Source organism: Aurantimonas coralicida DSM 14790 (genome assembly GCF_000421645.1).
In the GTDB taxonomy this organism is placed as follows: Bacteria; Pseudomonadota; Alphaproteobacteria; order Rhizobiales; family Rhizobiaceae; genus Aurantimonas; species Aurantimonas coralicida.
In genome coordinates this window covers 53,232-67,044 of the sequence record NZ_ATXK01000003.1, presented here as the reverse complement: position 1 = coordinate 67,044, position 13,813 = coordinate 53,232, and the positions used below count along the sequence as shown (strand labels likewise).

Below are 13,813 nucleotides of genomic sequence, written 5' to 3'. Positions count from 1 at the left end.
ATGGCGGCCCCGGACATGCGGCGCATCGGCCTCATCGGCTACGGCGCCGCCGGCCGTTCCTGCGCAAGGCTGCTCGCCGCCGAGACGGATTGCCGGGTCATGGTCCTCACCCGCCGGCCCCCGGCAGACGGCATTGCGGAGCGCGTGGCCTTCGCGGCCGATCTCGACGCCCTGATCGCCTGGAAGCCCGACGCGATCATCGAAGCCGCCTCGGCGGAGGCCTTCGCCGAGATGGTCCCACATTGCCTCGACAGCGGCATCGACGTCGTCCCCGCGTCGGTCGGCGCCCTGCAGTCGCCGGAGATGGCCGCACGCATCCATGCCATCTGCGCGCGCAGCGGGGCGCGGCTGATCATCCCGGCCGGCGCCGTCGGCGGGCTCGACTACATCGCCGCGGCCGCCCTGACCGGCGACATCGCCGTAACCTACACCTCCCGCAAGCCGCCCGCCGCCTGGGCCGGCGAACTCGCGGCGCTGGGCCTTGCCGACACCGCCCGCACCGAGCCGGTGACGTTGTTCGAGGGCAGCGCGCCGGAAGCGGCGAAGCTTTATCCCAGGAACCTCAATGCCGGGCTGACGATCGCGCTGGCCGCCGGCTTCGAGCGCACGCGGGTGCGGGTCGTCGCCGACCCTCAGGTCACCCGCAACACCCACGAGATCGCGATCACCGGCGCGGCCGGCGACGCCCTCCTGCGGTTCGAGAACCGCGCCTCGCCGGACAATCCCAAGACCTCCGCGATCACCGCCCTCAGCCTCGTCGCCACAGCCCTGCGCCGCTACGCGCCCGTCGGCACCTGACGACCAGTGCAGCCTGAGCCCTGTCGCCGGCAGGCGTGCAATCAGGAGGTGACCGAATCGATCGCGGGCCTGGAAGCCGCCACAATGCCCGAGGAACTGGCAGCGGAAGTGCTGTGGCGATTCCATCATGCCAATGCGCGCCGGCGCTTTACCGCGACAGCGCCGCACCAGGAATCGCTGGCGCTGGAGGCGGTGCCGCCGCCGTCGCGGGAAACCCCGGCGCTTCTGGCGCGGCTGGCGGAAAAGCCGTCCCTGCGCGCATTGCTGAGATAGCGGCGGACGCAAATCCCCGGCGCCGCATGGGCGATGGACGCGCCCCGTCCATTTCGGGGCGGTCTGGCACGGGCTTTGCAAGGGAAAGCGGAGCGCCGGGCCGTTCCCGCGGCCCTGCCCGACCGGCGGGATCTGTTGCACTCACCCTGCAACGGCCTCACCGTTGCGTCTCGTTCCCTCCTCAACCCGCTTTGCAGGTGTTTCCTTGTCCTCAACCCTCAGCTTCGAACGCGTCGGCCACGGCCCGCTGTCGATCACCATCCGCCAGGCGGTCATCGCCGGCTGGACCGGCCGCGACCGCGCGGCGGTCGATCACCACATCGCCGAACTCGCGGCGATCGGCGTCCCGCCCCCGTCCGAAGTCCCGCTGTTCTACCGGATCAGCGCACAGCTCCTCACCAGCGAGACGGTGATCCAGGTGGTCGATGCCACCTCGTCGGGCGAGGTCGAGCCGCTGCTGATCGACGACGGCGAAAGCCTGTATCTGGGTCTCGGCTCCGACCACACCGACCGCGAACTGGAGACCCATTCCGTCGCCCTGTCCAAGCAGGTCTGCGCCAAGCCCGTGGCGACCGCGCTCTGGGACTATCGCGACGTTCGCGACCATCTCGACGACATCCTCCTGCGGTCCTTCGTGCGCGACGATCCGGCGGCGGAGTGGACGGCGTATCAGGATGGCGGCGTGGCGAAGATCCGGCCGCTGGACCAGCTGATCGCGGCGTGTCCCTTCGCGGCCGGCGACGGGCGGCTGGAACCGGGCACGGCGATGATGTGCGGCACGCTGGGCGTCCTGTCGGGCGGGGTGCGTCCGGCCCGGTTCTTCCGGATGGAGATGCACGACCCGGTCCTCGATCGCACGCTCGTCCATGAATACGAGACCGCCAGTTTGCCCGCGGTGAAATAGGCGCGAGGCTGGCCGCTCCGTACGGGGCGCCAGCCCTCCGTCCGCCGCCGCGTTCCGCTGCCTCCACAGCGCGCAGCCAAGCCTGCCGACCAAGGGCCACACGGGTGCCTCGCCCGTTGCCGGCGCGCCCGTGCGGCGGCGATGATTCTGTCCCGCCCGGGGGGCCACGCACGGCCGTCCCAGCGTCCCGCTGCGTCAGGCCTCGCCGCCAAGGCCAAGTCTCCGGACGGCGCTCCAACCGCCTCCATCGCCGCCGCCGAATTGGGCAACCTGCAAGAATTTACGCCAGTGATTGGCGTATATTTCAGCGCTGACAGGGGTTTACACTGAATTCAATTAACAATTGAATGCTGCTCATCGAAAGACGTTGCGGCGAGGGTGAACCCAGTTGACGCAGGCAGGGGCCGAAGGGCCGGACAATCGGAAAGCAGGCGCCCCGCTTCGCATCGGGATGCTGACGCCGTCCTCCAACACCGTTCTCGAACCCTATACGGCCGAGATCCTGCGCCCCTTCGGCGCCGAGGCCAGCGTGCATTTCGGCCGCTTCAGGGTCACCGAGATTTCCATGTCGCAGGGCTCGCAGGCCCAGTTCGACCTCGCCCCGGTCCTCGACGCGGCGCGCCTCCTGGCCGACGCCCGCGTCGACGTCATCGCCTGGAACGGCACCTCCTCGGCCTGGCTCGGACTGGAGCGCGACGTCGAGCTGTGCCGCGAGATCGAAGCGGCGACGGGCATCGCCGCCACGACGACCATGCTGGCCTATGACCGGCTGTTCCAGGCGGCGGGCGTCACGCGCATTGCGCTGGTGACGCCGTATCTCGGCGAGGTTCAGGAGCGGATCGTCGCCAATTACGCCCGCCAGGGCATCGCGGTGGTGGCCGAACGGCACCTGGAAGACCGCGGCAATTTCTCGTTCTGCGAATACACGCCCGAGGCCATCGCCGACTGCGTGCGCGATGTCGCGGCGGCCAGGCCGCAGATGATCGCCATCGTCTGCACGAATTTTCGCGGAGCGCCGATCGTGGCCGCGCTCGAGCGCGAATGCGGCATTCCGGTCATCGACTCGGTCGCCATCACCGCCTTTGCCACGGCCCGTCTCGTCGGTCTCGACACCGCGCGGATCACCGGCTGGGGCCGGCTGTTCCCGGAGTTTTCCCAGATGACAGACCTGCGGCCAACGCAGGCTTTCGCGACAGGCGTCCCGTCCGCTTCGGGCCCTGACACATCCCCTGCCGGAAAGCCGGCATCAACGGAGAGTGCAACATGAAGATCAAAGCCCTGCTTCTTGCCGCCGCCTGCACGGCAGCCCTTGCGGCGCCCGCCCTGTCGCAGACCATCAGCCTCAAGGTGATGGGCCAGCCCTCGTCGACCGGCCTCATCCAGAAGAACTACGAAGCCCCGTTCTTCGAGAACATGGCGGAGAAGACCGGCCTCGACGTCAGCGCCACCTACACGCCGGTCGACGTCACCGGCGTCAAGGACACCGAGCAGCTGCGGCTTCTCAAGAGCGGCCTGTTCGACATCATCTCCCTGCGCATGTCCCAGGTCTCGCGCGACGAGCCGACCATTCTCGGCCTCGATCTTGTCGGCCAGAACCCGGACTATGCCACCGCCAAGAAGGCCGTCGACGCCTTCAGCCCGGTCGTCGACAAGCAGTTGCAGGAGAAGTTCAACACCAAGCTCCTCGGCGTCTGGCCGTTCGGGCCGCAGGTGCTGTTCTGCCAGCCCGACATCGCCAAGCTGTCCGATCTCAGCGGCAACAAGGTCCGCGTCTACGACCAGAGCCTGGCCAATTTCGTGTCCTCGGTCGGCGGAACGCCGGTGCCGCTCGGCTTCTCGGAAGTGCAGCAGTCGCTCGCCCGCGGCGTGATCGACTGCGCGATCACCGGCCCGAGCTCGGCCAACACCGCCGGCTGGCCCGAGGAAACCAGCAACATGCTGCCGATCGCCTTTCAGATCGCGGTGCAGGGCTACGGCATCAACCTCGACACCTGGAACAAGTTCTCCCCGGAAGACCAGGAGAAGCTGCAGGCGGCCTTCGACGGTCTCGTCTCGGAGATCTGGGCCTATTCGGAAGAGATCTTCGAGGACGCCGTGAACTGCAATGTCGGTGAAGAGCCCTGCGAGACGGTGAAGTCCTACGATCTCAAGCTGATCCCTGTCTCCGAGGAAGACAAGGCGACGATGCAGAGCGCGCTGCGCGACATCTCGTTCCCGGGCTGGAAGGAGATCTGCGACAAGGTCAACCCGACCTGCTCGGAAGACTGGCAGAAGACCGTGGGCAAGGCGCTCGGCTTCTAGTCTCCCCTCGCCAACAGACCGGGCGGCCCTTCGGCCGCCCGGCACCCTGCGGCGATCTCCACGCGCTGCGCTCACGAACGGGGACGGCTCCATGCATCACTTCGCCAGATTCGCCAGCTGGGTCTTCGGCCTGTCGCTTGTCGCGCTGTCCTTCTTCGTGGCGGCCGAGACCGTCGCCCGAAAACTGTTCAACTTCTCCTTCGAAGGCGCCGACGAACTGGGCGGCTACGTCCTCGCCATCGGATCGTCGCTGGCCTTCACCGTGGCCCTGGTCGACCGGGCGCATGTGCGCATCGATTTCCTTCATCGCCGCCTGCCGGCGACCATCCGTTCCATCCTCGACTGGCTGTCGATCGTCTCGCTCGCCCTGTTCGGCCTCTTCCTCGTCTATGTCGGCCGCTTCGTCATCGCCGACACCATCGCCTATGGCAGCGTCGCGCCGACGCCCTGGGCGACGCCGATGATCTATCCGCAGGCCGGCTGGTTCGCCGGTTACGTGCTCTTTGCCTTCGTCGCCGTCGGCCTCGCCCTCTACGCCACCTACCTCCTCCTGCGGGGCCGTCTCGACGCTCTGTCGGAGGCCTTCGATCCGAAGGGGGTGGAGGACGAGATCAAGGAGGAGCTGGACAATGTCCATGCGCGCTGACCGCCTGCCCCGTCCTTCCCTGACCGTTCCGGATTCCCGCCCATGACCGTCTCCGCCGTCCTCATCGGGTTCGTCGCCATGCTGGCCCTGCTCCTGGCCAGCGTGCCCGTGGCCGTCATCATGGTCGTCACAGGCGTCGTCGGCGGCACGCTGCTGTTCGGATGGCCGCTGGTCCAGTCCATGGGGCCGGTCGCCTGGGGCGTGCAGAACGAGAACGTCCTGACCGCCATCCCGCTGTTCATCCTGCTCGGCGAACTGCTCCTGCGCGGCGGCCTCGCCGACCGGATGTACACCGCCCTCGCCGTCTGGTTCGTCCGGCTGCCCGGCGGGCTGCTGCACACCAATATCGGCTCCTGCGCCCTGTTCGCCGCCACCTCCGGCTCGTCCGTCGCCACCGCCGCGACCATCGGCACGGTGTCCCTGCCCAATCTCGACAAGCGCGGCTACAAGCCCAGCCGGTCGCTGGGCTCGCTGGCCGCCGGCGGCACGCTGGGCATCCTCATCCCGCCCAGCGTCAACCTGCTGGTCTACGGATCGCTCGCCGAAACCTCGATCGGCCAGCTGTTCATCGCCGGCATCGTGCCCGGCGTCCTGCTGACCCTCAGCTTCATGATCTTCATCGCCGTCCAGAGCCTGATCGAGGAACACGGCTCCACCGTCGAGCGGGAGCCGCTGCTGCCCCTGCGCGAACGCCTCGCGCTCGCCCGCCATCTGATCCCGCCGCTGATCATCTTCCTGGTCGTCATGGGCTCGATCTATGCCGGCATCGCCACGCCGACGGAATCGGCGGCGCTGGCCGTCGTCGTGGCCATCGGCTTCATCTGGCGCGAGGGCCAGCTGAACTGGCAGGTGATCGACATCTGCTTCCGCCAGTCGGCCAAGACCACCGGCATGATCCTCCTGATCATCACCGCGGCCTTCATGCTCAACGTCACGCTGGCCCTCGGCGGCGCGGCCCAGGCGATGACCCAGTGGGTCGCCTCCTTCGGGCTGTCGGCGACCGGGCTCCTGCTCATCCTGATCGTCTTCTACCTCTTCCTCGGCATGTTCATGGACGTCCTGTCGATGCAGGTCCTCACCATCCCGATCGCCCTGCCGGTGGTCACCGCCGTCGGCGTCGACCCGATCTGGTTCGGCATCTTCGTCGTCCTGATGTGCGAGCTCGGCATGATCACCCCGCCGGTGGGCATGAACCTCTATGTCGTACAGGGCGTGCGAAAGGACGGCGGTCCCTTCACGGACGTGGTCTATGGCGCGTTCCCCTACGCGCTGATCATGATCGCCTTCACCATCCTTCTCATCTTCGCGCCGGACATCGTCCTCTGGCTGCCGCGCAACATGGCGGGATGAGCGCAATGACCATCTCCGCATCCACGGCCTGGCGCCACGACGCCTCGGCGCTGGTCGAAGAGTACCGGCAGGGCGCGAGCGACCCGGTAACGATCGTCGATCTGTGCCTTGCCCGGATCGCCCGCATCGATCCGTCGCTGAACGCCTTCGTCTGCCTGTCGCCGACGGCGCGGGAGGAGGCCGCCGCCTCGGCCGCGCGCTGGCGAAGCGGTGCGCCCATCGGCCCCCTCGACGGCGTGCCGGTCGCCGTGAAGGACAATCTCGTGGTGAAGGGCATGCCTGCCACCTTCGGCAGCCGGCTCTATGCCGGCACGATCGCGGCGCGGGACGAACTGCCGATCCGGCGTCTCCGGGAGGCCGGCGCGATCGTCATCGGCAAGACGAACACGCCGGAATTCGCCGTCGAAGGCTACACCTGCAACGACCTCTTCGGCGTCACCCGCAATCCGTGGGCGCCGGCGCTGACGCCGGGCGGCTCCAGCGGCGGATCGGTGGCGGCCGTCGCCGCCGGGCTCGTGCCGGTGTCGATCGGCACCGATGGCGGCGGATCGACCCGACGCCCGGCCGCCTATACCGGTCTCGTCGGCCTCAAACCCGGCATCGGCCACGTACCCCGCGCCGACGGGCTGCCGCAGGTGCTGCTGGATTTTGAGGTGGTCGGCACCTTCACCCGCTCGGCGCGCGACGCGGCGCTGCTCGACGGCGTGCTTGCCGGCCCCGACCGCGCCGACCCGGCCTCCCGCTGTCCATCAGACGCGCAAGCCGCCGATCGACCGCTCCGCATCCTTTCGGTCGAACGGATCGACGCCAATCCCTGCGACCCGGAGATCGTCACCGCCCTGCACGCCGCGGCGGACGCATTCGCCGCGCTGGGCCACCAGGTCACGCGCGCCAAGCTGCCCTTCGACACCGCCGGCCTCGCCGCGATCTGGTCGTCGATCGCCGAGATCGGCCTGGGACGCCTTCTGGCCGTCGAGCCCGACTTTGCCGACAAGGTGAACCCCAAATATGTCGCCATGGCCCGGCGCGGCGCGGAACGGTCGGCAAGCGACCTCCTGGCCATCCTCGAAACGGTGGCGGCCCTGCGGCGGCAGGTCTCGGAAGGCTTTGCGGACTTCGACCTGATCCTGATGCCGTCCTGCGCCGCCATGCCGTGGGCGGCCGACACGCCCTTCCCGGACAGGATCGACGGCCACACGGTCGGGCCGCGTGGACATGCTGTCTATACGGGCTGGGTCAATGCCGCCGGGCTTCCGGCCATCGCCCTGCCCTGCCCGGTCCCGCCCGGCACCCTGCCGATCGGCCTCCAACTGATCGGCGATCGCGGCGCGGAACCGACGCTTCTGGCGCTCGCCGCCGCCTATGAGGAACGCTGTCCATGGGACGATCGCTGGCCGGACATCGCCGCATCCTGACCGTTGCCAGCAGCGGCTTCGACGAAGGCCGTGCGCACGGAACCGAGGCCGGAAATCCAGCCTTCGATCACCGTGCCGGGCGCAACGAAGGGCAGGCCGGACAGGGTTCCGGTGGTCACGATCTGCCCCATCTGCAGGCCGCCGCAATGATCGTCGACCATCCGGGCAAAGGCCAGGAACACGGAGAAGGCGTCGCCGCCCGGCACCTTCTGGCGGCCTGTCACGACGTCGCGGCCGTCGAAGATCAGGCGCACCTCCGGCTCGGTGAGGTCGAGCGCCGCGTCGTCGGACTCAGTGCCGAAGACCAGGCCGCCATTGCTCTGGTTGTCCGCCAGCTTGGCCAGCGGCGCGGCGTCCATGAACCCGTCGATGCGGCCATCGACGATCTCGATCACCGCCAGCGGCGTCACGCAGTCCCGGGCCAGGGTCTCGAAATCGGCCGCGTCGAAGGGCGGCAGGGGGCGATCGAGACGAAAGCCGATTTCCAGTTCGACGCCGCAGGCGCCGAGTTCACCCGTCGAGAAGCTGGCACCGGAGGCGCGCAGACCACCCTTGAGCACCGGCGCCGCGATCACCGGATCGGCGACGCGCTTGCGCCCTGTCTTCCAGGCGGCGACCGGGCCGAAGGCCTCGCAGACCAGCCGCTGGACGGCATAGGCGCCCTCGGGACCGATCATGCCGGCCAGACGGTCGGCCTCATCGCGCGGCATCGGCGCGCGCGAACGCCGGGCCGCGATCAGGGCCGTTGCCAGCGCCTCGACGGGCGTCGCGTCATCGGCCATCAGCGTGCGGCTCCCGGCCGGACAGGCGGCACCGGGCGGAATGATGGGCGGGCTGACAGCATGCGCAGTTCTCCGAAAGAGCGATGCGCCTACATAGAACCGATCATGCCGGTCGAGAAAGTCCCCCGTTGAGCCCGAACCCCAGCGCCGCCGCCAGTCCTGCCCGCGCCCTCGGCGACAAGCCCCGCAAGGCGCGAATCCGCCGCCATTCGCTGCACCAGGAAGTGGCCGAAACCCTTCGCCAGATGATCATCCATGGCGAGCTGATGCCAGGCGAGAAGGTCCCGGTGGCGAGCCTGTCGGACAGCCTCGGCGTGTCGCCGACGCCTTTACGGGAAGCCTTGAAGGTGCTGGCCGAGGAACGGCTGGTGGTGATCGAGGTGAACCGCGGGGCAAGGGTCGCCTCCTACACGGCCGAGGAGGCGATCAAGCTGTTCGAGGTCATCGCGGCCGTCGAAAGCCTCGCCGCCGAGCTCGCGACGCGGCGGATGAGCGAGGCGGAAATCGCCGAGATCGAGGCCGTGCATGCCGCCATGACCGCGGCCTTCCATGCCGACGACAAGGACGTCTATTTCGACCTGAACTCGACGATCCACCAGATGCTGGTGACGGCGAGCGGCAACGAGGAACTGCAATTCGTCCACGAACGGCTGATGCTGCGGGCCCAGCGCGGCCGCTACATGGCCATTCTCGACGCCGACCGCTGGCTGCAGGCCTTCGAGGAACATGAGGCCCTGATGGCAGCGCTCCGCATCCGCGACAGCGCCGGGGCCGCCGCGATCTGGCGCGTCCACCTCCTCAACACCGGCAAGACCCTCGGCGACGTCCTGCGCCAGTAGCGCGGCGCCCTGCCCGCACGACGGGTCGCCACCGCGCGCCCTGCATAGGGCGCCCGCTTCAGCGATCCGGTCGATGTCGCCGCGGCTCAGGCCGCGACGAGATGCCCATCGCCGCAATCCTGCAGCATCAGCCGCGACGGCTCGTCGCCGACGCGGCGCACCGGGCTCGGGATATCGTGGTCCAGCCGCGGAAAGGCACGGCGGCGCATCGCGGGATCCGGCACAGGGACCGCCTCGATCAATCGCTGCGTATAGGGGTGCTGCGGGTTGCCGAACACCTGGCCCCGCGTGCCGATCTCGACGATCTGGCCGAGATACATCACCGCCACGCGATCGGAGATGTTCTCCACCACGGCCATGTCGTGCGAGATGAACAGATAGGCGATGCCGAACTCGTCCTGCAGTTCCCGCAGCAATTCCAGCACCCGCGCCTGCACCGACACGTCGAGCGCCGAGACGCTTTCGTCGGCGACGATCAGTTTCGGCCGCAGCGCCAGGGCGCGGGCGATACAGACGCGCTGGCGCTGGCCACCGGAAAATTCGTGCGGATAGCGGCGCATGTCCGACGCAGACAGGCCCACCCGCTCGAACAGGCCAGCGGTACGGTCATGCCGCTCGGGGCCCTCGGCGATATTGTGGATGAGCATCGGCTCGGCGACGAGGTCGCCGACCGTCATGCGGGGATCGAGCGAGGCGAACGGGTCCTGGAAGATCATCTGGACATCGCGGCGCAGGGCCTTGGTCTCCCTGCGCGTCAGGCCGGCCATGTTGCGGCCGCCAACGACGATGTCGCCCGAATACGGCACCAGCCCCGCCAGCGCCTTGGCGGTCGTCGACTTGCCGCAGCCCGATTCCCCGACGAGGGACAAGGTCTCGCGATCCCCGACAGAGAAACTGATCCCCTCCACCGCATGAACGCGCCGGTCGACCCGGCCGAAAAGCCCGCCATGGATGTCGAAGCGCACGGAGAGATCTCGGACATCGACCAGCGGGGCCGGAGCCGCGGACGGTTCGGCAACGGGCGGCGCGACGCTGGCGGCCGCCCGGTCGCGACCCCGGCCCATGCGCGGCACGGCGGCCAGCAATTCGCGCGTATAGGCCGCCTGCGGATCGGCGAAGATCGTTGCCGCGGCTCCCGTCTCGACCATGCGGCCGTGGCGCATGATGACGACGCGGTCGGCCATCTCGGCAACGACGCCCATGTCGTGCGTGATCAGGATGATCGCCGTGCCGAGGTCGCGCTGCAGATCACGCAGCAGTTCCAGCACCTCCCCCTGCACGGTGACGTCGAGCGCCGTCGTCGGCTCGTCGGCGATCAGCACGTCGGGGCGCAGGGCCAGCGCCATCGCGATCATCACGCGCTGGCGCATGCCGCCGGATAGTTCGTGCGGATGCTGGGCGAGGCGGCTGGCGGCCTCGGGAATGCGAACGGCATTGAGCGCCGCGATGGCACGGCGACGCGCCTCGCCGCGACCGACGCTCTCATGGGCCTCGATCGCCTCGATCAACTGCCGGCCGATGGTCAGCACCGGGTTGAGCGAGGTCATCGGCTCCTGGAAGATCATCGCCACGCGCTTGCCGCGCACCCGGCGCATCTCGCCTTCGCCGCGCTGCGCCAGGTCGGTGTCGCCCAGCCGGATCCGGCCGGAAGCGATCCGCGCGCCGGGCTTTGGCAGCAGCCCCATGATCGCCAGCGACGTCATCGACTTGCCGGACCCGGATTCGCCGGCAATGCAGAGCGTCTCGCCGCGGGCGAGTTCGAAGGAAAAGTCCGAGACCACGGGCCTCGGCCCGGTCTCGCCACCGACCTCGACGGTCAGTTCCTCGACCCGCAGGATGGCACCATCCCGCGGCGGCGTCGCGCCGCCGCGGGTGTTCTCGACAGGCTGCCTCATTCGAAGACGCAGCGCGGAAAGTAGAAGGAGACGACCCAGTTCGGCATGTCGACGATCTCCGAAATCCGCAGATCCCCGCAGGTCGAGACCAGCATGTAGGCGTCGACCGGATCCATCTGGTAGCGGGCCGAGAGAAGATCGACCATCTGCGCGACGGCCATCTTCGCCCCGGCCATGAGGTCCGGCCCGATCCCGGTCGTCACCTCGTAGCCCTTGGCATCGAGATGCCGCGTCACCGGTCCCGCGGTGGTGAAGCGCGGCATCTGCAGCCGCGCACCCTTGACCAGATCGAGCGTCAGCACCGTGTTCATCGGGCTTTCAATCGCCGTGCCGCAGACTTCGCCGTCACCCTGCGCCGCATGGGTGTCGCCCACCGAGAACAGCGCCCCGGCCACCTCGACCGGCAGGTAGAGCACCGTGCCGGCGGACAGATCCCGGATGTCGAGATTGCCGCCCATGCGCCGGGGCGGGACGACCGAGTGGAGCCCCGGCTCGGCCGGCGCGCAGCCGATCGTTCCGGCGAAGGGCTTCAGCGGCACCTTCCCCTCCTTGCCGAACAGAGCCGGCTCGAGGGTCGCCGGATCGTATTTCCAGATGGTGAGCGCCGGATCCTTGAAGTCGTCCGCCAGCAGACCGAAGCCCGGAATGTTGGCGGTCCAGCCGAAGCCCGAGGGTTTGAACGACTCGATGGTGATCTTCAGGGCATCGCCCGGCTCGGCACCCTCGACGAAGATCGGCCCCGTCACCGGGTTGATCTTGCCGAAATCCAGCGTCTCGACATCGGCGACGGTGGATCCGGCGGTCAACTGACCGCCGGAGGAATCGAGGCATTCGAATTCGATCGTCGAGCCCGGGGCAACCGTCTGGGCCGGCTGGAACGTGTTGTCCCAGCCGAAATGATGGTGGCGACTGTGGATCGTGTAATCGCAGTTACTGCACATCGTTCACATACACGTAGTCGTAGTTGATCGGGATATGGACCGGGTCGACATAGAGATTGTCGGCCCCGCCCATGCGCGGCGACTTCATGGTGAAGCGCTGTTCGTTGAAGACCGGCACCCACGGCGCGTCGGCCATGATGTCGGTGTAGATCTTCGACCACATCTGCGACCGCTCTTCCTGGCGCGCCGGATCGACGATCGAGTCGGCCTCGGTCGCCCGTTTGTCGAGGTCCTCGTTGCAGTACCACGACCAGTTCCAGCCGCCCGGCACGGCGCCGGCGCAGCCCAGGATCGGGCCGTAGAAGTTGGACGGATCCGGGAAGTCGGCGATCCAGGCCATGCCGCCCGACCAGATCATCGGCGCGGCGTCCTTCTCGCCGCCGGCGGCGATGACATTCGCCTGGGCCAGCGACTGGATCTCGGCACGAATGCCGATCTGCGACAGGTCCTGCTGGATCGCCTGGGCGATGCGCGGATTCGGGTCGGTGTTCATCACGAAGAGCTCGGTGTCGAACCCGTCCGGGAAGCCGGCCTCGGCGAGCTTGGCCTTCGCGGCGTCCACGTCGTAGGCGTAGCCCTCGTAGCTCTCGTCATAGCCGGGCATCGACGGCGGCAGGGGCTGGTTGGCCGGCAGCGCCCGGTTGTTGATCATCTGGACGACGCGGTCCTTGTTGATCGCCATGTTGACCGCCTCGCGAACGCCCTTCTGGTCGAAGGGCGGGATCTCGACGTTCATCGTGATGTAGCCGGTCTGAAGCTGGCCGCCCTCGACGACGCGGGCCTTCTGCTCGGGATCGGCCATGACTTCCTGGAACTTCGCCGGCGGGATGCCGTCGCCGGGAATGTCGACCTCGCCGCTCTGCAGACGCAGCAGCGCGACGATCGGCTCCTGGCCGATCTCGAAGGTGATCTGGTCGAGATACGGCAGGCCGTCGCGCCAGTAATCCTCGTTCCGGGTGAACACGACGCGCTGCCCGAGCGCCCATTCGCCGAGCTTGAAGGCGCCGGTGCCCACGGGGTTCTTGCCGAAATCGGCGCCGTGCTCGGCCACCGCTTCCTCGGGCACGACCGAGGCGAAGTTCAGCGCCATCACGTGCAGGAAGGTCGCGTCGGGCCGCGACAGCTTGATCTCGACCGTCGTCGGATCGACCACCGTGACGCCGGACAGGCTGTCCGCCTCGCCGGCCGCCACGGCCTCGTAGCCGTCGATCATGCCGAAGAAGCCGGCGCCGGGGCTCTGCGTCGCGGGAGCGGTCACGCGGTCGAGCGAGAACTTGACGTCCTCGGCGGTCATCTCGCGGCCATTGTGGAACTTGACACCCGAGCGGAGCTTGAAGGTGAAGGTCTGCCCGTCCTCGGAAATCTCGTAGCTCTCGGCAAGGCCCGGCCGCAGCTCGGTGGTGCCCGGCACGTAATCCATGAGCCCGTCGAACAGGCTCTTGATCATCGACCAGTTCTGCCAGTCATAGCCGATCGCCGGATCGAGCGTAGCGACGTCGTCCTTGTAGGTGATGACGATGTTGCCGCCCTGCTTGGCGTCAGGGTCCGGCGTGGTGGCATCGGCGGCGGGCGCCGTCGCGGCGTCCTGCGCCATGGCCGGCGCTGCCGCCAGCATGAATCCGAGCGCCGATGCGGCGACGGTCGTGGTGAGCCAGGCTTTCATGCGGTC

The 13,813-nt window shown here is 68.3% G+C and carries 13 protein-coding genes; 9 read left to right on the top strand and 4 right to left on the bottom strand.

Features of this window, described 5'->3' with window-relative positions; genetic code table 11:
• From H536_RS0108895 to H536_RS0108860, 8 genes are all read left to right on the top strand, one after another.
• Nucleotides 1-798, top strand: coding sequence for an aspartate dehydrogenase (locus tag H536_RS0108895; protein ID WP_029702935.1), 798 nt, complete (start codon nt 1-3; stop codon nt 796-798).
• 84 nt (nt 799-882) lie between these two features.
• Nucleotides 883-1,071, top strand: coding sequence for a hypothetical protein (locus H536_RS0108890; RefSeq protein WP_155898441.1), 189 nt, complete (start codon nt 883-885; stop codon nt 1,069-1,071).
• Between the two features lie 205 nt (nt 1,072-1,276).
• Nucleotides 1,277-1,975 (top strand): DUF2848 domain-containing protein, encoded by a 699-nt coding sequence (locus H536_RS0108885; RefSeq protein ID WP_024350136.1) that lies wholly within the window; start codon nt 1,277-1,279, stop codon nt 1,973-1,975.
• Nucleotides 1,976-2,363: 388 nt separating this feature from the next.
• Complete coding sequence (locus tag H536_RS0108880) at nt 2,364-3,242, top strand: maleate cis-trans isomerase family protein (RefSeq protein ID WP_024350135.1); 879 nt, start codon at nt 2,364-2,366, stop codon at nt 3,240-3,242.
• Entirely contained in the window at nt 3,239-4,276 is a 1,038-nt protein-coding gene (locus H536_RS0108875) for a TRAP transporter substrate-binding protein (protein ID WP_024350134.1), read from the top strand. Before H536_RS0108880 ends, H536_RS0108875 begins: the two co-directional genes overlap by 4 nt.
• Before the next feature lie 91 nt (nt 4,277-4,367).
• Nucleotides 4,368-4,922: a TRAP transporter small permease subunit gene (locus H536_RS0108870; RefSeq protein ID WP_024350133.1), complete on the top strand. Its 555-nt coding sequence runs from the start codon at nt 4,368-4,370 to the stop codon at nt 4,920-4,922.
• Between the two features lie 42 nt (nt 4,923-4,964).
• Entirely contained in the window at nt 4,965-6,272 is a 1,308-nt protein-coding gene (locus tag H536_RS0108865) for a TRAP transporter large permease (protein WP_024350132.1), read from the top strand.
• A 5-nt stretch (nt 6,273-6,277) separates the two neighbouring features.
• Nucleotides 6,278-7,687, top strand: coding sequence for an amidase (locus H536_RS0108860; protein WP_024350131.1), 1,410 nt, complete (start codon nt 6,278-6,280; stop codon nt 7,685-7,687).
• Here H536_RS0108860 and H536_RS23215 read toward each other — a convergent pair.
• On the bottom strand, nt 7,633-8,469 hold the full coding sequence (locus H536_RS23215; RefSeq protein ID WP_024350130.1) for a hypothetical protein: 837 nt from the start codon (nt 8,467-8,469) through the stop codon (nt 7,633-7,635). The two genes, H536_RS0108860 and H536_RS23215, sit on opposite strands and share 55 nt — an antisense overlap.
• 128 nt (nt 8,470-8,597) lie before the next feature.
• Here H536_RS23215 and H536_RS0108850 point away from each other — a divergent pair, with 128 nt between their 5' ends.
• Entirely contained in the window at nt 8,598-9,308 is a 711-nt protein-coding gene (locus H536_RS0108850) for a GntR family transcriptional regulator (protein WP_024350129.1), read from the top strand.
• An 86-nt stretch (nt 9,309-9,394) separates the two neighbouring features.
• On the opposite strand, the gene H536_RS0108845 is transcribed toward H536_RS0108850, so the two are convergent.
• From H536_RS0108845 to H536_RS0108835, 3 genes are read right to left on the bottom strand one after another with little or no spacing between them, the layout of a single operon-like run.
• Nucleotides 9,395-11,203, bottom strand: coding sequence for an ABC transporter ATP-binding protein (locus tag H536_RS0108845; protein WP_024350128.1), 1,809 nt, complete (start codon nt 11,201-11,203; stop codon nt 9,395-9,397).
• Nucleotides 11,200-12,144 (bottom strand): acetamidase/formamidase family protein, encoded by a 945-nt coding sequence (locus H536_RS0108840; protein ID WP_024350127.1) that lies wholly within the window; start codon nt 12,142-12,144, stop codon nt 11,200-11,202. The genes H536_RS0108845 and H536_RS0108840 overlap by 4 nt, the downstream gene beginning before the upstream one ends.
• Nucleotides 12,134-13,807, bottom strand: coding sequence for an ABC transporter substrate-binding protein (locus H536_RS0108835; protein WP_024350126.1), 1,674 nt, complete (start codon nt 13,805-13,807; stop codon nt 12,134-12,136). Before H536_RS0108835 ends, H536_RS0108840 begins: the two co-directional genes overlap by 11 nt.
• Nucleotides 13,808-13,813 lie beyond the last annotated feature (6 nt).

Coding starts and splice junctions, on each gene's coding strand:
- H536_RS0108845 (WP_024350128.1), bottom strand. CDS start 11,203: ATGAGGCAGCCTGTCGAGAACACCCGCGGCGGCGCGACGCCGCCGCGG.
- H536_RS0108895 (WP_029702935.1), top strand. CDS start 1: ATGGCGGCCCCGGACATGCGGCGCATCGGCCTCATCGGCTACGGCGCC.
- H536_RS0108860 (WP_024350131.1), top strand. CDS start 6,278: ATGACCATCTCCGCATCCACGGCCTGGCGCCACGACGCCTCGGCGCTG.
- H536_RS0108890 (WP_155898441.1), top strand. CDS start 883: ATGCCCGAGGAACTGGCAGCGGAAGTGCTGTGGCGATTCCATCATGCC.
- H536_RS0108865 (WP_024350132.1), top strand. CDS start 4,965: ATGACCGTCTCCGCCGTCCTCATCGGGTTCGTCGCCATGCTGGCCCTG.
- H536_RS23215 (WP_024350130.1), bottom strand. CDS start 8,469: ATGGCCGATGACGCGACGCCCGTCGAGGCGCTGGCAACGGCCCTGATC.
- H536_RS0108835 (WP_024350126.1), bottom strand. CDS start 13,807: ATGAAAGCCTGGCTCACCACGACCGTCGCCGCATCGGCGCTCGGATTC.
- H536_RS0108840 (WP_024350127.1), bottom strand. CDS start 12,144: ATGTGCAGTAACTGCGATTACACGATCCACAGTCGCCACCATCATTTC.
- H536_RS0108870 (WP_024350133.1), top strand. CDS start 4,368: ATGCATCACTTCGCCAGATTCGCCAGCTGGGTCTTCGGCCTGTCGCTT.
- H536_RS0108875 (WP_024350134.1), top strand. CDS start 3,239: ATGAAGATCAAAGCCCTGCTTCTTGCCGCCGCCTGCACGGCAGCCCTT.